Source organism: uncultured Paracoccus sp. (assembly GCF_945915435.1).
Lineage (GTDB): Bacteria > Pseudomonadota > Alphaproteobacteria > Rhodobacterales > Rhodobacteraceae > Paracoccus.
This window is the reverse complement of sequence record NZ_CAMEFG010000021.1, coordinates 38,842-60,733: the sequence shown is the minus strand read 5'-3', so window position 1 is coordinate 60,733 and position 21,892 is coordinate 38,842. Positions and strand designations below refer to the sequence as shown.

Annotated in this window: 24 protein-coding genes and 1 tRNA gene; 10 read left to right on the top strand and 15 right to left on the bottom strand. The window is 65.5% G+C overall.

The window, feature by feature from the left end; all coding sequences use genetic code 11:
• The 4 genes from aztD to aztA all read right to left on the bottom strand — a co-directional run.
• Window positions 1-1,245, bottom strand: a 1,245-nt coding sequence (gene aztD, locus Q0O97_RS09020) for a zinc metallochaperone AztD (protein WP_294927663.1), incomplete at its 3' end; no start/stop codon positions are given.
• A gap of 25 nt (window positions 1,246-1,270) precedes the next feature.
• A complete protein-coding gene (aztC, locus tag Q0O97_RS09015) occupies window positions 1,271-2,143 on the bottom strand; it encodes a zinc ABC transporter substrate-binding protein AztC (protein WP_294927660.1) in 873 nt (290 codons plus the stop codon).
• Between the two features lie 73 nt (window positions 2,144-2,216).
• Entirely contained in the window at window positions 2,217-3,083 is an 867-nt protein-coding gene (gene aztB, locus Q0O97_RS09010; RefSeq protein ID WP_294927657.1) for a zinc ABC transporter permease AztB, read from the bottom strand.
• The gene (aztA, locus tag Q0O97_RS09005) at window positions 3,083-3,898 is read right to left on the bottom strand and encodes a zinc ABC transporter ATP-binding protein AztA (RefSeq protein WP_294927654.1); all 816 of its coding nucleotides are present in this window, start codon (window positions 3,896-3,898) and stop codon (window positions 3,083-3,085) included. Before aztA ends, aztB begins: the two co-directional genes overlap by 1 nt.
• Window positions 3,899-4,084: 186 nt before the next feature.
• On the opposite strand from aztA, the gene Q0O97_RS09000 reads away from it, so the two are divergent.
• Both Q0O97_RS09000 and Q0O97_RS08995 read left to right on the top strand, forming a co-directional pair.
• Window positions 4,085-4,168 (top strand) — tRNA-Leu (locus Q0O97_RS09000).
• A 76-nt stretch (window positions 4,169-4,244) separates the two neighbouring features.
• Complete coding sequence (locus tag Q0O97_RS08995; RefSeq protein ID WP_366125250.1) at window positions 4,245-5,003, top strand: NAD kinase; 759 nt, start codon at window positions 4,245-4,247, stop codon at window positions 5,001-5,003.
• Here Q0O97_RS08995 and Q0O97_RS08990 read toward each other — a convergent pair.
• Window positions 5,000-5,599: a hypothetical protein gene (locus Q0O97_RS08990; protein WP_294927648.1), complete on the bottom strand. Its 600-nt coding sequence runs from the start codon at window positions 5,597-5,599 to the stop codon at window positions 5,000-5,002. The genes Q0O97_RS08995 and Q0O97_RS08990 overlap by 4 nt on opposite strands.
• A 264-nt stretch (window positions 5,600-5,863) precedes the next feature.
• Here Q0O97_RS08990 and Q0O97_RS08985 point away from each other — a divergent pair, with 264 nt between their 5' ends.
• Window positions 5,864-7,459 carry a peptide chain release factor 3 gene (locus tag Q0O97_RS08985; RefSeq protein WP_294927646.1) on the top strand — a complete coding sequence of 532 codons (1,596 nt, stop codon included), beginning with the start codon at window positions 5,864-5,866 and terminating at the stop codon, window positions 7,457-7,459.
• A gap of 7 nt (window positions 7,460-7,466) precedes the next feature.
• On the opposite strand, the gene Q0O97_RS08980 is transcribed toward Q0O97_RS08985, so the two are convergent.
• Complete coding sequence (locus Q0O97_RS08980; RefSeq protein ID WP_294927643.1) at window positions 7,467-8,333, bottom strand: arginase family protein; 867 nt, start codon at window positions 8,331-8,333, stop codon at window positions 7,467-7,469.
• A gap of 117 nt (window positions 8,334-8,450) precedes the next feature.
• The gene (locus Q0O97_RS08975) at window positions 8,451-8,873 is read right to left on the bottom strand and encodes an OsmC family protein (protein WP_294927640.1); all 423 of its coding nucleotides are present in this window, start codon (window positions 8,871-8,873) and stop codon (window positions 8,451-8,453) included.
• Window positions 8,874-8,968: 95 nt separating this feature from the next.
• On the opposite strand from Q0O97_RS08975, the gene Q0O97_RS08970 reads away from it, so the two are divergent.
• Window positions 8,969-9,859 (top strand): DMT family transporter, encoded by an 891-nt coding sequence (locus Q0O97_RS08970; protein ID WP_294927637.1) that lies wholly within the window; start codon window positions 8,969-8,971, stop codon window positions 9,857-9,859.
• A 2-nt stretch (window positions 9,860-9,861) separates the two neighbouring features.
• Here Q0O97_RS08970 and Q0O97_RS08965 read toward each other — a convergent pair whose 3' ends face one another.
• On the bottom strand, window positions 9,862-11,061 hold the full coding sequence (locus Q0O97_RS08965) for a deoxyguanosinetriphosphate triphosphohydrolase (protein WP_294927634.1): 1,200 nt from the start codon (window positions 11,059-11,061) through the stop codon (window positions 9,862-9,864).
• Between the two features lie 68 nt (window positions 11,062-11,129).
• On the opposite strand from Q0O97_RS08965, the gene Q0O97_RS08960 reads away from it, so the two are divergent.
• From Q0O97_RS08960 to xth, 3 genes are read left to right on the top strand one after another with little or no spacing between them, the layout of a single operon-like run.
• Window positions 11,130-11,465, top strand: coding sequence for an iron-sulfur cluster assembly accessory protein (locus Q0O97_RS08960; protein ID WP_294927631.1), 336 nt, complete (start codon window positions 11,130-11,132; stop codon window positions 11,463-11,465).
• 12 nt (window positions 11,466-11,477) lie between these two features.
• Entirely contained in the window at window positions 11,478-12,746 is a 1,269-nt protein-coding gene (locus tag Q0O97_RS08955; RefSeq protein ID WP_294927629.1) for a hemolysin family protein, read from the top strand.
• 49 nt (window positions 12,747-12,795) lie between these two features.
• Window positions 12,796-13,581 carry an exodeoxyribonuclease III gene (gene xth, locus Q0O97_RS08950; protein WP_294927626.1) on the top strand — a complete coding sequence of 262 codons (786 nt, stop codon included), beginning with the start codon at window positions 12,796-12,798 and terminating at the stop codon, window positions 13,579-13,581.
• Between the two features lie 21 nt (window positions 13,582-13,602).
• On the opposite strand, the gene Q0O97_RS08945 is transcribed toward xth, so the two are convergent.
• Genes Q0O97_RS08945 through Q0O97_RS08935 form a run of 3 tightly spaced genes read right to left on the bottom strand, consistent with a single transcriptional unit; the run spans window position 13,603 to window position 15,810 of the window.
• Window positions 13,603-13,941, bottom strand: coding sequence for a hypothetical protein (locus tag Q0O97_RS08945; RefSeq protein WP_294927623.1), 339 nt, complete (start codon window positions 13,939-13,941; stop codon window positions 13,603-13,605).
• Window positions 13,941-14,072: a hypothetical protein gene (locus tag Q0O97_RS08940; RefSeq protein ID WP_294927620.1), complete on the bottom strand. Its 132-nt coding sequence runs from the start codon at window positions 14,070-14,072 to the stop codon at window positions 13,941-13,943. The genes Q0O97_RS08945 and Q0O97_RS08940 overlap by 1 nt, the downstream gene beginning before the upstream one ends.
• 1 nt (window position 14,073) lies before the next feature.
• A complete protein-coding gene (locus Q0O97_RS08935) occupies window positions 14,074-15,810 on the bottom strand; it encodes an extracellular solute-binding protein (protein WP_294927671.1) in 1,737 nt (578 codons plus the stop codon).
• A gap of 374 nt (window positions 15,811-16,184) precedes the next feature.
• Here Q0O97_RS08935 and Q0O97_RS08930 point away from each other — a divergent pair, with 374 nt between their 5' ends.
• The gene (locus tag Q0O97_RS08930; RefSeq protein ID WP_294927617.1) at window positions 16,185-16,967 is read left to right on the top strand and encodes a 3-hydroxybutyrate dehydrogenase; all 783 of its coding nucleotides are present in this window, start codon (window positions 16,185-16,187) and stop codon (window positions 16,965-16,967) included.
• A 114-nt stretch (window positions 16,968-17,081) separates the two neighbouring features.
• Here the strand turns inward: Q0O97_RS08930 and thyX are convergent, their stop codons facing one another.
• Window positions 17,082-17,993: an FAD-dependent thymidylate synthase gene (thyX, locus tag Q0O97_RS08925; RefSeq protein ID WP_294927614.1), complete on the bottom strand. Its 912-nt coding sequence runs from the start codon at window positions 17,991-17,993 to the stop codon at window positions 17,082-17,084.
• 119 nt (window positions 17,994-18,112) lie between these two features.
• On the opposite strand from thyX, the gene Q0O97_RS08920 reads away from it, so the two are divergent.
• Window positions 18,113-18,541, top strand: a complete 429-nt coding sequence (locus Q0O97_RS08920) for a VOC family protein (RefSeq protein ID WP_294927612.1) — start codon at window positions 18,113-18,115, stop codon at window positions 18,539-18,541.
• Between the two features lie 12 nt (window positions 18,542-18,553).
• Here Q0O97_RS08920 and Q0O97_RS08915 read toward each other — a convergent pair whose 3' ends face one another.
• Complete coding sequence (locus tag Q0O97_RS08915) at window positions 18,554-19,060, bottom strand: MarR family transcriptional regulator (protein ID WP_294927607.1); 507 nt, start codon at window positions 19,058-19,060, stop codon at window positions 18,554-18,556.
• An 88-nt stretch (window positions 19,061-19,148) separates the two neighbouring features.
• A complete protein-coding gene (locus tag Q0O97_RS08910; protein WP_294927604.1) occupies window positions 19,149-19,433 on the bottom strand; it encodes a succinate dehydrogenase assembly factor 2 in 285 nt (94 codons plus the stop codon).
• Between the two features lie 69 nt (window positions 19,434-19,502).
• On the opposite strand from Q0O97_RS08910, the gene Q0O97_RS08905 reads away from it, so the two are divergent.
• Window positions 19,503-20,705 carry a pyridoxal phosphate-dependent aminotransferase gene (locus Q0O97_RS08905; RefSeq protein WP_294927601.1) on the top strand — a complete coding sequence of 401 codons (1,203 nt, stop codon included), beginning with the start codon at window positions 19,503-19,505 and terminating at the stop codon, window positions 20,703-20,705.
• Here the strand turns inward: Q0O97_RS08905 and Q0O97_RS08900 are convergent.
• Window positions 20,702-21,874: a membrane dipeptidase gene (locus tag Q0O97_RS08900; protein WP_294927598.1), complete on the bottom strand. Its 1,173-nt coding sequence runs from the start codon at window positions 21,872-21,874 to the stop codon at window positions 20,702-20,704. The two genes, Q0O97_RS08905 and Q0O97_RS08900, sit on opposite strands and share 4 nt — an antisense overlap.
• Window positions 21,875-21,892 lie beyond the last annotated feature (18 nt).

Genomic DNA, 21,892 nt, shown 5'->3' with positions numbered 1-21,892 from the left:
GTGGTCGTGGTCGTGGTCGTGGTCGTGGTCGTGGTCGTGGTCGTGGTCGTGGTCGTGGTCGACTCCGGTGCCGCCGACCGAGACGATGTTGAAGGGCGCGCCCTCGACCGCGATTTCGCCCGTCACCTCGAAGCTTTCGGCGTCGATCCGGTGGATGCGCGAGGACAGCGGATCGGTGACGAGGACCCAATCACCGGCGACCGCCACGCGCGGGCGCGGATCGCCCCAATGGCCGTCCATCGAATAGGGGTCGGTGACGCGCAGCGAACGGGCGATTTCCCCCTCGATCACGTCGATCTGGTGAAGCTGGCCGTCCTCGGTGAAGACATAGGCGAAGCGTGCGCGGATCGGATCGACGGCGAAATGGACGCGGCGCGTCGGCAGTTCGATCCGGCGGAAGGCGGGCTCCTCGTTCGGGTCGATCAGGACGATGGCCTGCGGGCCGTGGTTGCCCATGAAATACTGCAACCCGCGCCCGCCGATCAGGGTCGAGATGCGGCCCTCGGGCAATGCGCCGCCGATGTTCAGCGGCTGGATCTGCGGTCCCTCGGCGCCCATGCGCAGGATCAGGATGCCGTCCGGGCAGCCGCCAAGCGCGATCAGGTTGCCCGACGATGCCTCGCCATGCAGGCCCACGCATTCGGTGGTGTCACCGGCCTGGTTGCCCTCGCGGTCCACCAGCCTGACGCCGACCGGCGGTTGCGAGGGGTCCTCGGGGTTGGGCACCGACACCAGGTCCAGATCGCCCAGCGGGATGACGACGCCGTGGTGGGGCTGGCCTGCATCGACCAGCCGCGGTTCGGCCTTGCCCTCGAGTGCGTCGGTTTCGGCAAAGACCTGCGCGGCGCCGTCGCCGTCGAAGAAGGCGGCCCATTGCCCGTGGTGTTCGACGAAATGCGACGGGCGCTGGCCGGTGAAGGTGGCGCCGGTCAGGCGCGGCTCGTCAAGGTCGATGTCGGCATGGTCGCCGTGGTCGTGGAAGGCGATGCCGCTGGCGATGGTCGCGACCTGGCCCGCCGGTCCCTGCACGGCATAGACGGCCTGCCCGCTGTCGCTGCGATGCAGGGTCGCGGGACCGGACAGATCGAAGCTTTCGATAATGCGCCCTTCCAGCGCGTCGATGGCATGGACGACGGGTTCGGCATGGTCGGCCACGAACAGCCGCCATGCGGTCACCTGGTCATCGGCCAGCGCGGGGCCGAGGCCAAGGGCAAGGGCCGTGCTGGCAAGGATCAGTCTTTTCATCTTCATCTCCGTTTGAAGGCGTGGCTCAGCGGGGTTGCAGGGCTGCGGTGATGGATCGGGTGTTGTGGCGCATCATCTGGATGTAATCGGGCGCCTCGCCCTCGGGATCGGACAGCGCGTCGGAATAAAGCGTGCCGGCGAGTTCCAGCCCCGCCTCGGCGGCGATGCGCTGGATCAGCCGCGCATCCGAGATGTTTTCGCCGAAGACCGCGCCCGCCCCGGTTTCGCGGATCTGGCGGATCAGGCCGGCGACATCGGCGGCAGATGCCTCGGATTCGGTGGAAACGCCCTGCGGGGACAGGAAGGTCACGCCGTAGGCGTCCTGGTAATAGCGAAAGGCGTTATGGGCGACGACGACCGTGCGGCGCTCGGGGGGGATGGCGTCGATGGCCTCGCGGATCTCGGCGTCCAGCGCCTGCAATTCCCGGATGTAGCGTTCGGCGTTGCCGCGATAGGTGTCGCAACCCTGCGCATCGGCCTGGCAAAGGCTGTCGGCGATGTTTTCGGCATAGACCTGCGCATTGGCGAGTGATTGCCAGGCATGGGGGTCCTGCGGCGCCGCGTGGAAGATCGCCCGGTCACCGCTGTAATGGTAATGCCCGCCCGCCGGATCGTCCAGGATCTGTGCGCCCTGGGACAGTTCGACCAGTTGCGCGTCGGTTCCGCTGGCCTCGATCAGGCGGGTCAGGAAACCCTCGAACATCAGCCCGTTCGACAGCACGACATCGGCGCGGGCCAGCGCGATGGCATCGGCGGGGCGGGGTTCATAGACATGGGCGTCCGAATTGGGGCCGACAAGCACGGTCAGGTCGATCCCCTCGCCGCCGACCTGCCGCGCCATGTCGCCGATGATCGAGAAGGTGGCGACGACCTTGGGCCGCTCTTGTGCGGCGGCCATAATAGGATACGTTATAGCATAACATGAAATGACGGCGGCAATCAGGTTTCTCATCGGCATGACCTTTCGATTGTCAGGCGGTGCGGTGCTTGCGGCGCGGCAGGTTGGTCGCGATCACCCCCCGCCTGCCCAGCAGGACCGAGAGGATATAGACCACCCCCGCCGACAGGATGATCGCAGGCCCCGAGGGCAGCGAGGCGTGGTAGGACAGCAGCAGCCCCGAGACCGAGGAAACGATGCCGATGGCGACGGCCAGCGCGCTCATCCCCATCACGTCGTTGACCCAGAAGCGCGCGGCGGCGGCGGGCAGCACCATCAGCCCGACCGAAAGCAGGGTGCCAAGCGCCTGGAAACCGGCAACAAGGTTGATGACCACCAGCCCCAGGAAAATGAAATGCGCAGGCGTTCCCAGCCGGGAAACCGAGCGCAGGAACAAGGGGTCCAGGCATTCCGCGACCAGCGCGCGCCAGAAGACGGCCAGCATGGCCAGCGTGACCCCCGCGACCAGCGCGATCAGCACCAGCGCCGCGTCGTTCAGCGCCAGCACCGTGCCGAACAGCACATGCATCAGATCGACGCTGGACCCGCGCAAGGACACCATCACCACCCCGATCGCCAGCGAGATCAGGTAGAAGGCCGCCATCGAGGCATCCTCTTTCTGCACGGTCAGCCGCGCGACCGCGCCCGCGCCCACGGCGACCAGCGCCCCGGCGATCAGCCCGCCGATGGTCATGGGCACGATCTCCAGCCCGTAGAGCAGGAAGCCCGCCGCCGCACCGGGCAGGATGGCATGGGACATGGCGTCGCCGGTCAGGCTCATGCGCCGCAGCATCAGGAAGACGCCGACCGGGCAGGCCGACAGCGACAGCAGCAAGGCCCCCAGCAGCGCGCGCTGCATGAAGGCGAATTCGACGAAAGGGGCCAGCAGCAGGTCGGCCATCACGCGGCCTTGTCCGCCGGGACCAGCGCGGGCGCGTGGCCGTGCAGCTTGCCGTCCGCCGAACACCAGGGCGCGCTTTCGTCCCATGCCTCCTGGAACTGGCGGGCGCGGCGCATGTTTTCGGGGGTCACCACCTGCGCCGTGGGGCCGAATGCGATCAGGCGGCGCGCCAGCAGCATCGCCTGCGGGAAATGCGCGCGCACCAGGTCGAGGTCATGGGCGACGGTGACGACCGTGCGGCCCTCGGCATGCCAGCGCGCGATCAGGGCCAGCAGGTCGCCGATGGTCTTGGCATCGACCGCGTTGAAAGGCTCGTCCAGCAAGATCACGTCGGCGTCCTGCACCAGCACCCGCGCGAACAGCGCCCTTTGCAACTGCCCGCCCGACAGGCTGTCGATGGGCCGCTTTTCAAAGCCCGCCAGCCCGACGGCTTCGAGCGCCCCGGCGACCGCCGCCTTGTCCTGCGCGGTGTGGCGCCCCAGCAAGCCCCGGCGCGGCCACAGCCCAAGTGAAACGAGGTCGATCACCCGCGCCGGAAAGCTGCGGTCCAGCTCGGATTGCTGGGGCAGGTAGGCAAGGCTGACGCCCTTGGGGCGAAGGCAGCGCCCGCTCATGGGTTTCAGCAGGCCGGTGATGGATTTGATCAGCGTCGATTTGCCCGACCCGTTCGGCCCGACGATGGCCGTCAGCGAACCCGGTTGCAGCGCGCAATTCATGTGATGGATGGCCGGATGGCTGCCATAGCCGACGGTCAGGTCGGCCATGCGGATCACGGCATCCGTGGCCGTCGGGGATATGTCGCAGTGGTCATGCATCAGGGGCAGCGGGCTGGGTCGGTGGATTGTGATGATATTACATTCATGCGGGCCAAGCGCAAGGCGCCGGGGTAAGAATTTTCACCGCCTCGCGCAAGGGTCTTGTTCGTCTTGGCTTGCGCTGGCCGTTTCGGATAGTATATCTGCCACGCAGGGTCCGAAACCGGGCCGGAAAATGGTGCCCCTGGGGCCATGGTGGAATGGTAGACACGGCAGATTCAAAATCTGCTTCCTAACGGAGTATCGGTTCAAGTCCGATTGGCCCTACCAGCGCCGTTTTCAGACCAGTGCCGGAAATCAGGCCAGTGCCAGAAAGCGGCTTGCGCTGCGGCGCGGGCGGGGCATGATGGCGCGCATGAAAATGCATTTCATCTCAAGCGGGACCGAGACTTCGGACGCCGCGCTGCGCGTGCTGCAAGGCCGCTATGGCCAGAGCGGGCTGGACCAGGCCCAGGTGATCGTCGCGCTTGGTGGCGACGGGCTGATGCTGAACGTCATGCACCGCGGCCACGATCTGCCGGTCTATGGCATGAATCGCGGCACCATCGGCTTTCTGATGAACGAATATGACGTCACCGGCCTGCCCGAACGCATCGCCGCCGCCGAGGAAACCGTCATCAACCCGCTGGCCATGACCGCCGAGGCCGCGACCGGCGAGATCTATCGCGGCCTTGCCATCAACGAGGTCTCGATGCTGCGCGCGGGTTCCCAGGCGGCGCGGCTGAAGATCAGCATCGACGGGCGCGTGCGCCTTGAGGAACTGGTCTGCGACGGGCTGATCCTGTCCACGCCCGCCGGTTCGACCGCCTACAACTATTCCGCCAACGGGCCGATCCTGCCCATCGGTTCGGACGTGCTGGCGCTGACGCCGATCGCGGCCTTTCGCCCACGCCGCTGGCGTGGCGCGATCCTGCCCAAGGGCGCGGTGGTGCGCTTCGACGTGCTGCAACCCGACAAGCGCCCGGTGATGGCCGATGCCGATTCGCGCGGCGTCAGTTCGGTCCGCTGGGTCGAGGTGCGCTCGGACGAGGCCACCCGCCACCGCCTGCTGTTCGACCCCGGACATGGGCTTGAGGAACGGCTGACGCGCGAGCAGTTCGTCTAGGTGCCGGGCAGGCAGTCGAAATTGATCCCGACCAGATTGCCATCGGGGCCAAGTCCGAAGCCGGTGACGGTGGCGACGGCGGTGCGCCGGGGCGTGGCCATCGTGATCGAATCGCCGATTTCGGCCCGGCTTTCGCTGGTGGATTCACCGTGGCGGCTGAGAACCAGATGAGCGGCAGCCGACCGGCTCGTGGGACGGACGGCCAGCAGGAACTCGCCGCAGATGGTTGCCGAACCGCCATAGGCCAGTTGCAGCGCCGAAGCGGTGGTCACGCCCGATTGCGCCAGTGTCTGCTGCCGCAGAAGGGCAAGCTGGGCCGAGCTTTCCGACGACGCCTGTTCCAGCAGCGGCGAAAGCTGTTCGATCTGTTCGACCAGACGCTGCGCCTCTTGCCCGAAGGCCTGGAAATCGGCCTCGCTTTGTGCCGATTGCAGCGCGGCCAGCGTCGCGTGAAGGGTCGTGACTCCTTCGTCTATCCGCCCGGTGCGCTCTTCAATGATGATCTGGCGGGCCTCGGCCTCTTCGCGCGCCGGACCCGACCATGCCTCGTCGATGCCAAGGCTGACGACGCTGCTGATTGCTGCGGTGAAGATCATGGCGAGGCCCGTCCATATTGCCGCACCGACCGGATTTTCACGAAATTGCCTGCCGAGCTTTCCCAACGACCCGCCGATGGGTTTCAGCCACGCCGCAACGGCCCTGTTCCGGGGCTTCGATTCCTTGCCCGCATCCTGTTCGGCCATGACCCATTCTCCGCGACTCGTTACCCTGAAACGCTACAAGCCTTTCTTTTGCCGTCAAAGTTCTTTCTGGCCCATATCGCGATTGAGTCGCCCCCCGGCAGGCTGTAAACGCCTGCCATGAGCAACCGTCCCGAACTCCCGCCCGAAATCGCCCGCCGCCGGACCTTCGCGATCATCGCGCACCCGGATGCCGGCAAGACCACCCTGACCGAGAAGTTCCTGCTTTTCGGCGGTGCGATCCAGATGGCCGGACAGGTCCGCGCCAAGGGCGAGGCGCGGCGGACGCGCTCGGACTTCATGAAGATGGAGCAGGACCGGGGGATCTCGGTCAGCGCCTCGGCCATGTCCTTCGAATACGAGGGATTCCGTTTCAATCTGGTCGATACGCCGGGCCACAGCGACTTTTCCGAGGACACCTATCGCACCCTGACCGCCGTGGACGCGGCGATCATGGTCATCGACGGGGCCAAGGGCGTCGAATCACAGACCCGCAAGCTGTTCGAGGTCTGCCGCCTGCGCGACCTGCCGATCCTGACCTTTTGCAACAAGATGGACCGCGAGGCGCGCGACACCTTCGAGATCATCGACGAGATCCAGGAGAACCTGGCCATCGACGTGGCGCCCGCAAGCTGGCCCATCGGCTCGGGCCGCGATTTCCTTGGGGCTTATGATCTGCTGAACGACCGGCTGGAACTGATGGACCGCGCCGACCGCAACAAGGTCGCGCAAACGGTGCAGATCAGCGGGCTGGACGACCCGAAACTGGCCGACCATATCCCCGCCGACATGCTGATGCGGCTGCGCGAGGAAATCGAGATGGCGCGCGAGCTTCTGCCCGCTTTCGACATCAGGGCCTTCCGCGAGGGGCATATGACCCCGATCTGGTTCGGCAGCGCGATCAACAGCTTCGGCGTGCGCGAATTGATGAACGGCATCGGGGCGTTTGGGCCGCAGCCGCAGCCGCAGAATACCGCGACCCGCCAGATCGCGCCCGAAGAAGGCAAGGTCGCGGGCTTCGTCTTCAAGGTGCAGGCCAATATGGACCCCAAGCACCGCGACCGGGTGGCTTTCGTGCGCATGGCCTCGGGGCACTTCCAGCGCGGGATGAAGCTGACCCATGTGCGCACGAAGAAGCCGATGGCAGTGTCGAACCCGGTGCTGTTCCTGGCCGCCGACCGCGAACTGGCCGACGAGGCATGGGCGGGCGACATCATCGGCATCCCGAACCACGGCCAGCTTCGCATCGGCGACGCGCTGACCGAGGGCGAGGCGCTGCGCTTCACCGGCATCCCCAGCTTCGCGCCCGAACTGCTGCAAACCGTGCGCGCGGGCGATCCGATGAAGGCCAAGCATCTGGAAAAGGCCCTGATGCAATTCGCCGAGGAAGGCGCGGCCAAGGTCTTCAAGCCGATGATCGGCTCGGGCTTCATCGTCGGCGTGGTGGGCGCGCTGCAATTCGACGTCCTCGCCAGCCGGATCGAGATCGAATATGGCCTGCCCGTGCGGCTGGAGTCCTCGCAATTCACCAGCGCGCGCTGGCTTGCGGGGCCGAAGGACAAGATCGAAAGTTTCGCCAATGCCAACAAGCAGCACATGGCAACCGACCACGACGGCGATCTGGTCTATCTGACGCGCCTGCAATGGGACATCGACCGGGTGGAACGCGACCATCCCGAGTTGCGGCTGACGGCGACGAAAGAGATGATGGTTTAAGCAGGCTTCATGCCTTCATGATCGGCAGTTCGGCGAGGCTGTTCTTCAGGCGCAGCATGTCCCAAGGCAGATGCTCGGCAATGGCGAGGCCGACCATATCCGCCGCCGCGCCCGTATCCTTCAGCAGCCGCACCACCTGTTCCAGCCGCATGCGGCCCTGCTCGATCCCCGCAAAGGCATCCGTCGCGGCATCCGGCCGGTTGAACAGCAGCGGCGAGAAATGCGCCGGGTCCAGCACGTCCAGGTCGAAACGCACCGCCAGATGCGTGATCCCTTCGCGCGCGATCCAGTCAAGGACCGGCTGGCTGGTCTCGGCCAGATCGGCGGCGGGAATGTGGCGCAGGCCCAGTTCCTTCAGGATCGGGCCTTCGGTCTGGTTCCAGCCCTGCATGCCGGCGATCATCACGCGCGGGGCGGCCAGTTTCACCGGCACCTCGGCGGTGAAATCCGCGTCGCCCCGGCCAAGCAGCATGGCCAGCACATGGGCGTGGGCATGGGGAAATTCGACCGCACTCATCACGTCGGGATGGGCGTCGATCCAGAGGACACCCAGCCCGTCGCCGTATTTGCGGCCAAGGTAGGCGATGGGGGCCAGATCGACCAGACAATCCCCGCCAAGGGTAACGATGCGGTCGGGATCATGGCGCTCGATGGCGGCGCGGGCCGCACGCGCCTGCGCCAGCAGCGCATCGCGCCATTTGATGCCCTGATCAAGCCGCGGCGCGCTGCCATCCGGCTCGGGAACCGCCACCGTTTCCTCGGGGCCGTCATGGTGTGGCGCCAGCCAGCGCAGCAATTCGGCGCCGAAGCGATAGGCGGGTTCATCGCCGCCCTGCCATTGCGGCATGTTCAGTCTGAGTGTGGTCGATGGCATCCGTAACAACTCATTTGCGACAGGAAAGGGTAACGACAACCCCAGCCGCTCCAGCGGGCAAAGGCCAATCCCCCGGCCTCGCCCTCTGCGCGGCCCCCAAGCCGCCCCGCGCCCCCTTCACCCCACCGTCACGTCCATCGTGATCTCGGCGTTCAGCAGTTTGCTGACGGGGCAGCCCTTTTCGGCTTGTCTCGCGCAATCCTCGATCACGGCGGGGTCGCCGTTGCCGGAAACGCGAGTGACCAGATGGGCGGTCTTGATGGCGAAGCCGTCGCCGTCCTTCTCGAGGCCGATCTTCGAGGTGGTCTCGATCTTCACGTCATCCACGCCCGCCTGGCCCAGCATCATCGACAGCGCCATGCTGAAACAGGCGGCATGAGCGGCGCCGATCAGTTCCTCGGGGTTGGTGCCGGGCTTGTCCTCGAAGCGGGTGGCAAAGCCATAGGGCTGGTCCTTCAGCGCCCCCGACTGGGTCGAGACGGTGCCTTTTCCGTCCTTCAGCCCGCCTTCCCAGCGGGCGCTTCCGGTCTTGTCGATCATCGGTCCGGTCCTTTCGATCTGATGCTTGTCCTTTCCCCGAACGCATGAGACGAACCAAGGTTCAGATCGGTGGCTTCAGGCAGCAGGGAAACGTCATGCCCGTTCACGAACTCGCGGCCCTTGGGGCGGCCTTCTGCTGGGCGGCGACCGGCGTTCTGTCGCGCGATGCGGCGGATACGCTTGGGCCTTTCGGCTTCAGCCGGTTGCGCGAAGGCATGGTCGCCGTGATGCTGGCCGTCATCGTGATCGCGACCGGGCGGCTGCACGGGATACCGGCCCAGCATTTCGCGGCGTTGGCGCTGTCGGGGGTGGTCGGGATCTTCATCGGGGATACGATCCTTTACGTCTCGCTGACACGGATGGGGCCGCGCCGCAACGGGGCGCTGTTTTCGCTGAATGCGCCGATGGCCGCGCTGCTGGGTTGGGCGGTGCTGGACGAGACGCTGTCCTGGCGCGCCATCGCAGGGATCGGGCTGGCGACGGCGGGCGTGGGCATCGCGGTGCTTGGCCGTCCGGGCCGGTCCGGATCGCATCGCTTCGAGACGATCCGCGGCCCCGTCTGGGTCGGGGTCCTGTGCGGGCTGGTCGCGGCGGCCGGGCAGGCGGCGGGGTCGCTGATCGCGCGGCCGGTGATGGCGACGGGGTTCGACCCCTATGTGGCCTCGCTGATCCGGGTGAGCGTGGCGGTGATCTGCCTCAGCGCGGTGATGATGCTGCCGATCGGGCCGTTCCGCCAGCGCGCGCGCCTGACCTGGCGGCTGGCGGGGATCTCGGCGCTGTCGGGGTTCATCGCGATGGTGGTGGGGATGACGTTGCTGATGTTCGCGCTGCAAGGCGGCAAGGTGGGGATCGTCTCGACCCTGTCCTCGCTGTCGCCGGTGCTGCTTTTGCCGATCATGTGGGCGGTGACGGGGGCCAGGCCCTCGGCCACGTCATGGCTGGGGGCGGCGCTGGCGGTGGCGGGGATCGCGCTGATCTTCGCCTGAACTCAGCCCAGCAGCCGCTCGGCCTCGGATATGGCGAAGCGGTCGGTCATGCCGGCGACGTAATCCAGCACCACGCGGGCGCGCCCGGTGTCGTCGGCGGCGGCGTCGGCGACCTCGCGCCAGCTTTCAGGCATCCTGGCGGTGTCGGCCATGAACAGCGGAAACAGCCCGTTCAGCATCTGCGTCACCCGCTTGCGTTCGACCACGACCGAGGGTGCGCGATACATCCGCGTAAACAGGAACCCCTTGATCGCCTTGAGGTTCTGGTAAAGCGGCTTGGAAAAGCGGATGACCGGCCCGTCCATCTCGCGGATTTCCTGGACATGGCTGGGTTGCAGGCTGGTCAGGCGGTTGCGGGCGACGGCGATCACGTCCTCGACCATGACGCCGAAGACGCGGCGCAGCGCCTCGTGCCGCCTGCGCATCGGGTCAAGGCCGGGATGCAGGGCGTCCACCTGCGCGAAGGCCTCGCCCACGACGGGAAGCTGGGCCAGGTCGTCCTCGGTGAACAGCCGCGCGCGCAATCCGTCGTGCAGGTCGTGGTGGTTATAGGCGATGTCGTCGGCCACCGCGGCCACCTGCGCCTCGGCGCTGGCGTTGGTGTGCAGTTCGAGGTCCCAACGGTCGTTTACCTCGGCCAGCGCATAGGGCAGGGGACCACCCGTCGGGCCTGTCCCGACAAGCGGGCCACCCGTCGGGCTTGACCCGACAAGCGGGCCGTTATGCTTGGCGATCCCTTCCAGGCTTTCCCAGGTCAGGTTCAGCCCGTCGAAATCGGCATAATGGCGTTCCAGCCGCGTCACGATCCGCAGCGCCTGCGCGTTGTGGTCGAAACCGCCGTAGGGCGCCATCAACTGGGCCAGCGCGTCCTCGCCCGTATGGCCGAAGGGGGGGTGTCCCAGGTCGTGGGCCAGCGCCACCGTCTCGGCCAGGTCGGGGTTCAGGTCCAGCGCGCCCGCGATGGTGCGGGCGACCTGCGCCACCTCGATCGTATGGGTCAGGCGGGTGCGGTAATAGTCGCCGCGATAGGCCTCGCCGTCCTGCTCGACGAAAACCTGCGTCTTGTGCTTGAGCCTGCGGAACGCGCTGGAGTGGATGATCCGGTCGCGGTCGCGCTGCCAGGGGCTGCGGAAGGTGGACATCCGTTCGGGCCACAGGCGGCCGCGGCTTTCGCTGGTCTGGCAGGCATAGGCGGCGAACATCGTATTCCTTGCGATGGTGACGAAGCGACCCTATATTCAGCGTTCAAAGACGGAAACGGGAACGCCCCATGAACGTGGCACTGAACCTGCCGCCCAAAGTCACAGACCGGGCATTCGCACGGCTGGCGGAAATCAACGAATCCGGCCAGCCGGTGCCGTTGCGCGTCGCGGTGCTTGGCGGCGGCTGCTCGGGCTTTCAATACGAGATCCGGCTGGACGACAAGGCCGAGGACGACCTGGTCATCGAAGGACAGGGCCAGCAGGTCGTCGTCGATCCGGTGTCGCTGCCCTTCCTTGCCGGTGCGGTGATCGACTTCGCCGACGAATTGATCGGCGCGCGCTTCACGATCGAGAATCCCAACGCGACCTCTTCCTGCGGTTGCGGGACGTCCTTCGCAATCTGATCCCGGCACCCGATGATATTCGAAATTCTCGTGATCCTGGTCCTGACCGGCGTCAACGGCGTGCTGGCGATGGCCGAACTGGCGATGGTGTCCTCGCGGCCCATGCGCCTTGCCGCGATGGTGGAAAAGGGCAGCCGCGGCGCGCGCATCGCGCAGCACCTGCGCGAATCGCCCGGCCAGTTCCTGTCTGCGGTGCAGATCGGCATCACGCTGGTCGGCATCCTGAACGGTGCCTTTTCGGGGGCGACGCTTGGCCTGCGCGCCTCGGCAGCGCTGGCCGAGGCGGGCGTGCCGTCCGCCGCCGCCGCGCCGCTTGGCGTGGGCATCGTCGTGGCGCTGATCACCTACCTGTCGCTGGTGGTGGGCGAGTTGGTTCCCAAGCAGATCGCCCTTGCGCGGCCCGAAACCGTCTCGGCCATGCTGGCGCCGATGTTGCAACTGATCGCGCGCATCGCGACGCCGCTGGTCTGGCTGCTGGACAACTCGACCAAGCTGATCCTGCGGCTGATGGGCATCAAGCCGCGCGACGATGGCGACATCACCGATGAAGACGTGCGCATGACCATCGCCGAGGCGACCCGCGCGGGCGTGCTGCTGCCCGACGAGCGTGGCATGATCGCGGGCGTCATGCGCGTGGCCGACCGCAGCGCGCGGGCGATGATGACCCATCGCCGCGACCTGGAAACGGTGGACCTGAACGACCCGCCGCAGGTGGTGATCGAAAAGGCGCGGCGCGCGCGCACCTCGCGCATTCCGGTCAGCGACGGGGCGGGCGACAATATCGTGGGCGTCGTCGCCATCCGCGATCTGGTCGGCAACGAGGACGCGCCCATTTCCGCGCTGCTGCGCGATGCGCCGATGGTGCTGGACAGCGCGCGCGCCATGTCGGTGGTCGAGCTGATCCGCCGCACCCCCGAACGCATGGCACTGGTCTATGACGAATTGGGCCATTTCCAGGGCACGATCAGCACGATGGACCTTCTGGAAGCCATCGCCGGCGATTTCGAGGTCGAGGACGAAGACCCCGACCTGGTCCGCCGCGTCGATGGAAGCTGGCTGGTCGCCGGTTCCGAAAGCGCCGACGAATTCGCGGGTGAAACAGGCTTCGAACTGCCCGAGGGCGATTATTCCACCGTCGCCGGGCTGGTCCTGCACATTATCGGCCAGATTCCCCGCACCGGCGACACCTTCACCCATGACGGCTGGCATTTCGAGATCGCCGACATGGACGCCATGCGCATCGACCGTGTGATCGTGACAGCACCCGCGAAACCCGATTGACCGCCAAGGGTGTTTGCGCACCCCCCGGTTCCGGCATAAGGTCGCTGCCATGAAGATCGTCACATTCAACATCAACGGGATTCGCGCGCGGATCGGGCAACTGACCGGCTGGCTGGAAAGCGCGCAGCCCGACGTCGTCGTCTTGCAGGAAATCAAGACCGTGGACGAAGGCTTTCCGACCGAACACCTGTCGGACCTCGGCTGGAACGTCGAGACGCATGGCCAGAAGGGCTTCAACGGGGTCGCGATCCTGTCGCGCCTGCCGATGGAGGACGTCTCGCGCGGGTTGCCGGGCGACGATGGCGACGAACAGGCCCGCTGGATCGAGGCGACCGTCACCGGCCAGCAATCGGTGCGCATCGCGGGCATGTATCTGCCCAACGGCAACCCGGTCCCCGGCCCCAAGTTCGACTACAAGCTGGCCTGGATGGAGCGTCTGCGCCGCCACGCCGAAACCTTCCTGCTGTCCGAGATGCCCACGGTCATGCTGGGCGATTACAACGTCATTCCACAACCGCGCGACGCGGCATTTCCCGAAAAATGGGTGGATGACGCGCTGTTTCAGCCCGAAAGCCGGGCGGCGCTGCGGCGCATCGAATATCAGGGATGGATGGATGCGATCCGGCTGCGCAACCTGAATGCGCAGCGCGGACCCTTCACCTTCTGGGACTATCAGGGTGGCGCCTGGCAGCGCGACCACGGCATCCGCATCGACCACGTCCTGCTCAGCCCGCAGGCGGCGGATCTCTTGATCGACGCGGGCGTGGACCGCGACCAGCGCGCGATGGAAAAGCCCAGCGACCACGTTCCCGTCTGGGTCGATCTGGCCGCCTGACCCACAGCCGCCTGACCGGGGTCAGTCGCCGTCGTCGGGATATTCGTCGTCGTCGCCAAAGCGGGCGTCGTCGTCATATTCGTCCTCGCCCTCGGGAACGAACTTGGCCGACAGCGCCATCGAGCGGTTGTCGTGGATCGGATCCATTACCACGTCCGAGGGGATTTCCCCCGACAGCCACTTGCGGATTTCGTCGCGCGCCTCGGCGGGGTCCAGCCCCGTCGCCTCGGCGATATAGGCGATGAAGGCGCGCTGGTCGCCGTCGATCTCTTCCAGGCTGTCCTCATCCGTTTCGGGCCACCTTTCGGTGATGACCTCGATAAAGGCCGGCCAATTGTCCTGAACCTGCTGCCATTTCATCAGTAACCTCCGCCGACGCCGTTCTGAACCATGCGCGCGGCGCCGCTGATATCCTCGCCCACGCCCGCAACGGTGTTGCATCCGGCAAGGGCGAAAGTCGCAAGCATGGCCGCTGTGAATACTGCTCTCATTTTATTTTTTCTCCTCATTCCACCAGGTTTCCGGCAGGAATCCCGGCCAGTCGCCATAAAGCGGTATCCTGTCAGGATAGCGCAGGTCCGATTTATGGGCCAAGCGCGAAATCCGGCTGTAGCTGACGGGAATAACGTATCTGCCCGCCGTCAGGATCCGGTCCAGCGCGCGGGTGGCGGCCAGGAAATCCTGCTCATCACCGGCGGACAGCATGTGGCGGATCATCGCCTCGGCCGCCGGGGAATCCATCCCCATCCAGTTGCGCGAGCCGGGCTGGTCCATGCCGTCGGCGCCCCAATAGATCAACTGCTCATTGCCCGGCGACAGCGACAGCCCGCGCTCGAACCAGGTCATGTCGAACTGATAATTGTTCGTCCGCTCGATATATTGCGCGGAATCCAGCAGGGTGACAGTCGGGGTCACGCCGATATTGCGCAGCGACTGGGTGAAGATATCGACGATCTGGCGCGTCTCGGCGGCGGTGCGCATGGCGCTGCCCGACTGGTTCAGCAGGATCTCGAAACGAAAGGGCTGCCCCGAGGCGTCGCGCAGCGTGCCGCTGTCGTCGACCGTCCAGCCCGCGTCCTCCAGCAGGCCGAGCGCGCGGCTGATGCCTGCACGGTCCAGCATCCGCTCGCCTCCTTCGGGCAGGTTGTAGCCCTCGATGGTGCCGGGGGGCAGTTCATCCGCGAAGGGGGCCAGCAGCCCGGCCTCGCGTCCGGTGGCGGGGCCGTGGTCCATCCCCAGGTCCGAGTTCGAGAAATAGCTGGTGATCCGCGCATCCTCGCCCCCGGTCAGCGTCATGTTGACGAAGCGGAAGTTGAAGGCCTCGATCATCGCCTGCCGCACGCGCCAGTCCTGAAACAGCGGATTGCGCATGTTCATCACCAACCCGATGATCCCCGAGGGGCGCCCGTGCGGGATCTCGGACTTGACCACCCGCCCGTCGCGCACGGCGGGAAAGTCGAAGTTCTGTTCCCACCGCTTGGCCACCAACTCGCGCCAGAGGTCGATTTCCCCGGCCTTGAATGCCTCGAACATCGCGTTCGCGTCGCTGAAGTAATCGTAACGGATGGTGTCGAAATTATGCAGGCCGCGATTCACCGGCAGGTCCTTGCCCCAATAATCGGGATTGCGGCGAAAGGTGATGCTGCGGCCCGGATCGACATGGGCCACGACATAGGCGCCGGAACCGATGGGGACCTCAAGCCCCGACTGGCTGAAATCGCGGCCCTCCCACTGGGCCTTTTTCAGGATCGGGCGCATCCCCATCAGCATCGCCAATTCGCGGTCCGGCTCGGTAAAGGTGAAGCGGACCTGGCGGGGGCCGGTCTGCTCCATGCTTGCGACCTTGGCCCATGCGCCGTGATAGCGGGGGTGCCCTTGGGTCGCGAGCGTCTCGTAGGACCACATCACGTCCTCGACCGTGACCGGCGATCCGTCGGAAAAGCGCGCCTCGGGGCGCAGGGTGAACTCGACCCAGGAGCGGTCCGGCGCTGCCTCGACGCTTTCGGCCAGCAGCCCGTAAAGCGTGAAAGGCTCGTCGATCGAGCGGAACATCAGCGTCTCGGGGACGTGGATGCCCACGGCCCAGACGGGGTTCCCGGCCAGAACCCACGGCTTGAGCGAATCGAAGCTGCCCGGCTCGGCCAGGCGAATCGTCCCCCCTTTCGGCGCGTCGGGGCGGGCATAGGGCAGGTGGGAAAACCCCTCGGGCAGCGCGGGTTCGCCATACATTGCAATGCCATGACCCGGCTCGGCAAGGCTTGCCAGCGGCACGGATGCAACAGTCGTAAAAACGGCAAAAAGTAAACGAATCGCGGATTCGTTAAGAAATTTGAAGAATCGCATGCCTGTTCCGTCAGGTTTTCGTGGTTCTGCCCGATTTGGGTTGCAGCGTAACCTGCGGATCGGGGCGTGGCAAACTTACTCCTTGGACTCATCCCCGAAAAAGCATATAGATAAAGCACTGCTCGATAGGTTTCTTGCCTGTATGAAACCTGCCTCATGACTTGACGCCCGCCTCGTGCGGGCGTTTTTTTTTATGCCAGACCGGGACGGTCCGGGCAGGCCGGACCGCAGGCCGGAAACGAACACATATCGGGGGACCCATGTTCGAAAAATTCCTGAAAGGCAAAACCGCCGTCGTCACCGGCTCGAACTCGGGCATCGGCCTGGGGATCGCGCAGGAACTGGCGCGCGTGGGCGCGGATCTGGTGATCAACAGCTTCACCGACAGCCAGGACGACCATGCGCTGGCCAGAAGCCTGGCGGCCGAACATGGGGTCGAGGTGCGCTATATCCAGGCCGACATGTCCAGGCCCGAGGATTGCCGCGCCCTGATCGAAAAGGCCGGGCGCTGCGATATCCTGGTCAACAACGCCGGCATCCAGCACGTCGCCCCGATCCCCGATTTCCCGGCCGGGAAATGGGATGCGATCATCGCGATCAACCTGTCCTCGGCCTTCCACACAAGCGCTGTCGCGCTGCCGATGATGCGAAAGGCGGGATGGGGCCGGGTGATCAACATCGCCTCGGCTCACGGGCTGACTGCCTCGGAATACAAATCCGCCTATGTCGCGGCGAAACACGGCATCGTCGGCCTGACCAAGGTAACGGCGCTGGAAACCGCGCGCGAACCGATCACCTGCAACGCGATCTGTCCCGGCTATGTCCTGACGCCGATTGTGGAAAAGCAGATCCCCGACCAGATGAAGACCCATGACATGAGCCGCGAGGACGTCATCGCCAAGGTCATGCTGGTGCGCCAACCCTCGGGTGAGTTCGCCACGGTCGAGCAGGTCGGCGGCACCGCGGTCTTCCTGTCTTCGCCTGCGGCAGAGCAGATCACGGGCACGACCATTTCCGTGGATGGCGGATGGACCGCGCTGTAATGGGTATTTAAGTGATGAAGAAAGGCGGGGCTGGCCGCATGATCGGCCCCCTCAACCCTTTCTTCATCATCCAAATACCCATGCAGAGGTCGAAGAACGCGGGAAGCGATCCAGTCAGGCCTGGCCCCAGATCGCTTCGAACTCGCGCCATTCGCCTTTGCTCATGCCCGAGTTTTCCATCGTGATGGTCTCGCCTGCAAGGCGGCGCTTCAGGATTTCGGCGCCTTTGGCCGATAGCTGGACCGCGCCGAGGCGATAATCCTCGAAGGCGGCATAGGCGAAGGGGACCCAGTCGCGGGTGATGTCCGCGATCACTTCGGCATAGGCGCGGATTTCGTATTGCGCATGGGGGTCGGCGCGCAGGCGCAGGAAGTGGAACAGGTTGTGCAGGTCCACCTTCCAATACCATTGGGTATAGATATTGGCAGGCAGGTTCATGCGCGCCAGTTCTCGGGCAAGGCCTTGCTGGCCGTCCTGGCTCAGCATCGCCTCGTAATGGTCGTAGCTGCGCATCGCGTCCTCGCGCAGCATGTCCAGGACGCGGGCGGCCTCGGCGCCTTGCAGGGTTTCGCCGCGGCCCTGGTTGTTGACCGTCGATTGCGCCGCCAGTTGTTCGGGGGCCGGGATGTAGAACTCGCGGTCCAGGATCGAGTAGCGGGCCGAATATTCGTTCACGTTCGCTGTGCGGTGGCGGATCCATTGGCGGGCGACGAAGACGGGCAGCTTGACGTGCAGCTTGACCTCGCACATCTCGAAGGGGGTCGAATGCCAGTGGCGCATCAGGTAGCGGATCAGCCCCTCGTCCGAATTGACCGATTTCGTGCCGCGCCCATAGCTGACGCGCGCGGCCTGGGTGATCGCGCTGTCGTTGCCCATGTAGTCGATGACCCGGACGATGCCGTGATCCAGGACCGGGTGGGCCTTGTAGAGCCGTTCCTCCATCCCTTCGGACACGGCGCGCAGGGTCGGGCGCGCGGCCGCGCGGGATTCGTCGATTTCGGCCTGTTGTTCGGGGGTGATGGGCATGGGCGAATCCTTCCTTGCGATAACAGGGTTCTGGCATTGCCGGGACCGTGCGGCAAGTGGCTTGCACCCCATTGCCCGCCATGTCACGCTTTGCGCACCGCTGCATCCAGGAGGGCCGCATGAAAATTCGCTACCTGCACACCATGATCCGGGTTCTGGACCTGGACAGGACCGTCGCGTTCTTCAACCTGCTGGGCCTGACCGAAACCCGCCGGATCGAGAATGAGAAGGGCCGCTTCACGCTGGTCTTCCTGGCCCCGCCCGATCAGCCCGAATGCCCGGTCGAACTGACCTGGAACTGGGACGGGGATGAGGGGCTGCCCTCGGACAGCCGGCATTTCGGTCACCTGGCCTATGAGGTCGAGAATATCTATGAAATCTGCCAGAAGCTTGCCGATGCGGGCGTGACCATCAACCGTCCGCCGCGCGACGGGCACATGGCCTTTGTCCGCAGCCCGGACAATATTTCCATCGAACTGCTCCAGCAGGGCCAGTCCCTGCCCGTGCAAGAGCCTTGGGCCAGCATGGAAAACACCGGGCACTGGTAGGCTGCCGCCCCGCTAATAGATATAGCGGATCTGTTCCGACCAGAAACGTTCGATCCGGCGCCATTGCAGGTTGACCTGCTCGATCGGCGGGTCGTCCAGAACGCCCGACATTTCCAGCCCGCCGGCGTGGCGGGCGAACAGTTCGGCCACCATGTCGCGCACCTCTTGCCCGGTGGCGGTCAGCCGGACCCGGATCGCGCGGCGGTCGGTTTCGCAACGCTCGTGGCTGACATAGCCCATTTTCACCAGCTTCTTCAGGTTGTAGGATACGTTCGAGCCCTGGTAGATCCCGCGGGACCGCAATTCGCCCGCCGTCACCTCGGCCCCGCCCAGGTTATACAGGATCAGCGCCTGCACCGGCGTCAGTTCGTTGCGGCCGGTGCGTTCGAATTCGTCCTTGACCAGATCCAGAAGCAGTTTGTGCAGCCGTTCCAGGATCTGAAGACTTTCCAGATAGGCGCCGGTCCGGTCCCGCATGGGCGGAACCGAGGGGCGCAGGGTAGGGGCGGGACGTGACATCGGCGAATCCGTTCAAGATCAGGTTGCCTGCGACATTGCCGCAACTTTCCCAATCTTCGGTTAATGCGATGCGCATTTGCCTAAAAAGCTATGTATTTTCCCCGGAAAGCCGGTTCGCGGCAAAGCGCGCCACCCGCTCCAGCATCGCGGCCAGCGGGGCGGGGCCGGTCTCGATGCCTTTCATCCGCGCGGTGATCCAGGGATAAAGGTCCTGGTCGTTTTCGGACAGCAGGGTTTCGTAAAGGTCCAGTTCATCCCCGCTCATCCCCGCGATCTGGCTGTCGGCGAAGGGACCCAGGATCAGGTCCATCTCTTTCGTGCCGCGCCGCCAACTGCGCATGCGGATACGTTTCAGCCTTGTTTCGTGATCCATGTCCTGCCCCGTTGCCTGAATCCGCGCGCGCGCCTAAGACAGGGGCGCAGCCCAACGCAGGATCCTTTGATGAGCTTTTTGTCCCAGACCCTCGCCCGCGTCAAACCCTCGCCGACCATCGCGATCACGAATCGCGCCCGTGAACTGGCCGCCGAGGGCCGCGACATCATCGGCCTTTCCGCCGGAGAGCCGGATTTCGACACCCCCGAACATATCCGCCAGGCTGCCAAGGACGCAATCGACGCAGGCCATACGCGCTATACGGCGGTGGATGGGATCGTCGCGTTGAAACAGGCGATTTGCGACAAGCTGCGAAAGGACAACGGGCTGGATTACACGCCCGCGCAGGTGACGGTGGGGACGGGCGGCAAGCAGATCCTCTACAATGCGCTGATGGCGACGCTCAATCCCGGCGACGAGGTGCTGATTCCCGCGCCCTATTGGGTCAGCTACCCCGACATGGTCCTGCTGGCGGGCGGCACCCCTGTCGTGATCGAGGCCGGGATCGACAGCGGCTATCGCATCACGCCCCGGCAGCTTGAGGCCGCGATCACCCCGCGGACGAAATGGCTGATCCTGAATTCACCGTCGAACCCCGGCGGGGCGGGCTATTCGGCGGATCACCTGCGGGCGCTGGCCGATGTGCTGCTGCGCCATCCGCATGTCTGGGTGCTGTCGGACGATATCTATGAATACCTGGTCTTTGACGGTTTCCGCTTTGCCACCATCGCAGAGGTCGAACCGGCGCTGAAGGACCGCACGCTGACCATGAACGGCGTCAGCAAGAGCTATGCGATGACCGGCTGGCGCATCGGCTATGGCGCGGGACCCGAGGTGCTGATCAAGGCGATGAGCAAGCTGCAATCGCAATCGACCAGCAACCCCTGCTCGATCAGCCAATATGCCGCGCTGGCCGCGCTGACCGGGCCGCAGGATTATGTCGCGACCAGCCGCGCGGTGTTCCAGCGCCGCCGCGACCTGGTGGTGGCCGGGTTGAAGGAATGTCCCGGCATCACCTGCCCGGTGCCCGAGGGGGCGTTCTACGTCTATCCCTCGATCGCGGGGCTGATCGGCAAGACCTCGGCTGGCGGCATGCGGATCGACACGGATGAGGATTTCGCCACCGCGCTGCTGGATGAAACCGGCGTGGCGGTGGTCTTTGGCGCGGCCTTCGGGCTTAGCCCGCATTTCCGCATCTCTTACGCCAGTTCGGACGAATTGCTGGCCGAAGCGGTGCGCCGCATCCGTGGCTTCTGCGAAGGGCTGACCTAAGGCAGATGCTGCGAAAGATAGCGCATCATGTTGCCACCCATGACCTTTTCGATCTGCGTGGGACCTAGCCCCGCGTCGATCAGCGCCTGCGTCAGCACCGCCAGGTCGGATGCGTCGAAGGGCGCATCCACCGCGCCGTCGTAGTCTGACCCAAGGGCGACGTGATCCTCGCCCACCAGCCGGATCGCGGCCCGGATGGAACCCGCGATATCCGCCGGGCGCGAGCCGCAATTCACATCCGTCCAGTAACCGATCCCGATCAGCCCGCCCTTGCGCGCGATGGCCCGGACCAGATCGTCCGGCAAGTTGCGCGGCGAGGGGCAATTCCCGTGGATGCCGGTATGGGACAGGATCGGCACGACGCCGGGCATTTCCAGCACGTCGCGCACCATCTGCGGCGAGGCATGGGCCAGGTCGACGATCATCCCGCGCTCGGCCATATTGGCGACGACATTGCGGCCGAAAGGCGTCAGCCCCTGACCCCCGCCTTGCCCGTGCAGGCTGCCGCCGACCTCGTTGTCGAAGAAATGGGTCAGCCCGATCAGGCGAAAGCCCGCGTCGTAAAGCCGTGCCAGGTTGGCAAGATCGCCTTCCAGCGGATGCGCGCCCTCGCTGCCCAGGATGGCGCCGACGGTCGTGGCGCCTTCCGCGCGGGCTTGCAGCAGGTCGGCCAGGTCCTGGCGGCTGCGGATGATGCGCAGGTCCTGCGGCGCGCGCTCGGCCATGTCGTGCAGCCGTGCCGACTGGTCCAGCGCGCGCTCCAGCAGGCTGTTCCATGTGCGGATGGGCCGAAGCTGCCCGATCACCAGCCGGGTGATGTTGTCGGGCGCATCCGCGCTGTTTGCGCCGTAATTCTGTCCCTGCGGGCTTTTCGTGACCGTGGTGAAGACCTGCACGGCGACATTGCCCTGCACCAGCCGGGGAATATCGGTATGGCCGCGATCCACCCGCTTCAGCAGGTCGCGGTCCCACAGCAGCGCGTCGGAATGCAGGTCGCCGATGACCAGCCGGTCGTGCAGCGCGCGGGCCTGATCGCTGACGGGCCATGTGCCCGCCGGGGCCGAGACGCTGTTCATCGACCGCTCGACATGGGCGGGACCCCAGAACAGCACGGCGGCGATGATGATGGCGATCAGCGACATGAGGGCGGCGAGGATCTTCTTCAGCATGTTCGGCCTTTCGTCCCC

Coding starts and splice junctions, on each gene's coding strand:
- Q0O97_RS08915 (WP_294927607.1), bottom strand. CDS start 19,060: ATGTCACGTCCCGCCCCTACCCTGCGCCCCTCGGTTCCGCCCATGCGG.
- Q0O97_RS08905 (WP_294927601.1), top strand. CDS start 19,503: ATGAGCTTTTTGTCCCAGACCCTCGCCCGCGTCAAACCCTCGCCGACC.
- Q0O97_RS08910 (WP_294927604.1), bottom strand. CDS start 19,433: ATGGATCACGAAACAAGGCTGAAACGTATCCGCATGCGCAGTTGGCGG.
- Q0O97_RS08945 (WP_294927623.1), bottom strand. CDS start 13,941: ATGAAATGGCAGCAGGTTCAGGACAATTGGCCGGCCTTTATCGAGGTC.
- xth (WP_294927626.1), top strand. CDS start 12,796: ATGAAGATCGTCACATTCAACATCAACGGGATTCGCGCGCGGATCGGG.
- Q0O97_RS08980 (WP_294927643.1), bottom strand. CDS start 8,333: ATGCCATCGACCACACTCAGACTGAACATGCCGCAATGGCAGGGCGGC.
- Q0O97_RS08990 (WP_294927648.1), bottom strand. CDS start 5,599: ATGATCTTCACCGCAGCAATCAGCAGCGTCGTCAGCCTTGGCATCGAC.
- Q0O97_RS08970 (WP_294927637.1), top strand. CDS start 8,969: ATGCCCGTTCACGAACTCGCGGCCCTTGGGGCGGCCTTCTGCTGGGCG.
- aztC (WP_294927660.1), bottom strand. CDS start 2,143: ATGGCCGCCGCACAAGAGCGGCCCAAGGTCGTCGCCACCTTCTCGATC.
- Q0O97_RS08930 (WP_294927617.1), top strand. CDS start 16,185: ATGTTCGAAAAATTCCTGAAAGGCAAAACCGCCGTCGTCACCGGCTCG.
- Q0O97_RS08995 (WP_366125250.1), top strand. CDS start 4,245: ATGGCGCGCATGAAAATGCATTTCATCTCAAGCGGGACCGAGACTTCG.
- Q0O97_RS08975 (WP_294927640.1), bottom strand. CDS start 8,873: ATGATCGACAAGACCGGAAGCGCCCGCTGGGAAGGCGGGCTGAAGGAC.
- aztB (WP_294927657.1), bottom strand. CDS start 3,083: ATGGCCGACCTGCTGCTGGCCCCTTTCGTCGAATTCGCCTTCATGCAG.
- Q0O97_RS08955 (WP_294927629.1), top strand. CDS start 11,478: ATGATATTCGAAATTCTCGTGATCCTGGTCCTGACCGGCGTCAACGGC.
- thyX (WP_294927614.1), bottom strand. CDS start 17,993: ATGCCCATCACCCCCGAACAACAGGCCGAAATCGACGAATCCCGCGCG.
- Q0O97_RS08960 (WP_294927631.1), top strand. CDS start 11,130: ATGAACGTGGCACTGAACCTGCCGCCCAAAGTCACAGACCGGGCATTC.
- Q0O97_RS08985 (WP_294927646.1), top strand. CDS start 5,864: ATGAGCAACCGTCCCGAACTCCCGCCCGAAATCGCCCGCCGCCGGACC.
- Q0O97_RS08900 (WP_294927598.1), bottom strand. CDS start 21,874: ATGCTGAAGAAGATCCTCGCCGCCCTCATGTCGCTGATCGCCATCATC.
- Q0O97_RS08940 (WP_294927620.1), bottom strand. CDS start 14,072: ATGAGAGCAGTATTCACAGCGGCCATGCTTGCGACTTTCGCCCTTGCC.
- Q0O97_RS08935 (WP_294927671.1), bottom strand. CDS start 15,810: ATGTATGGCGAACCCGCGCTGCCCGAGGGGTTTTCCCACCTGCCCTAT.
- aztA (WP_294927654.1), bottom strand. CDS start 3,898: ATGCATGACCACTGCGACATATCCCCGACGGCCACGGATGCCGTGATC.
- Q0O97_RS08920 (WP_294927612.1), top strand. CDS start 18,113: ATGAAAATTCGCTACCTGCACACCATGATCCGGGTTCTGGACCTGGAC.
- Q0O97_RS08965 (WP_294927634.1), bottom strand. CDS start 11,061: ATGTTCGCCGCCTATGCCTGCCAGACCAGCGAAAGCCGCGGCCGCCTG.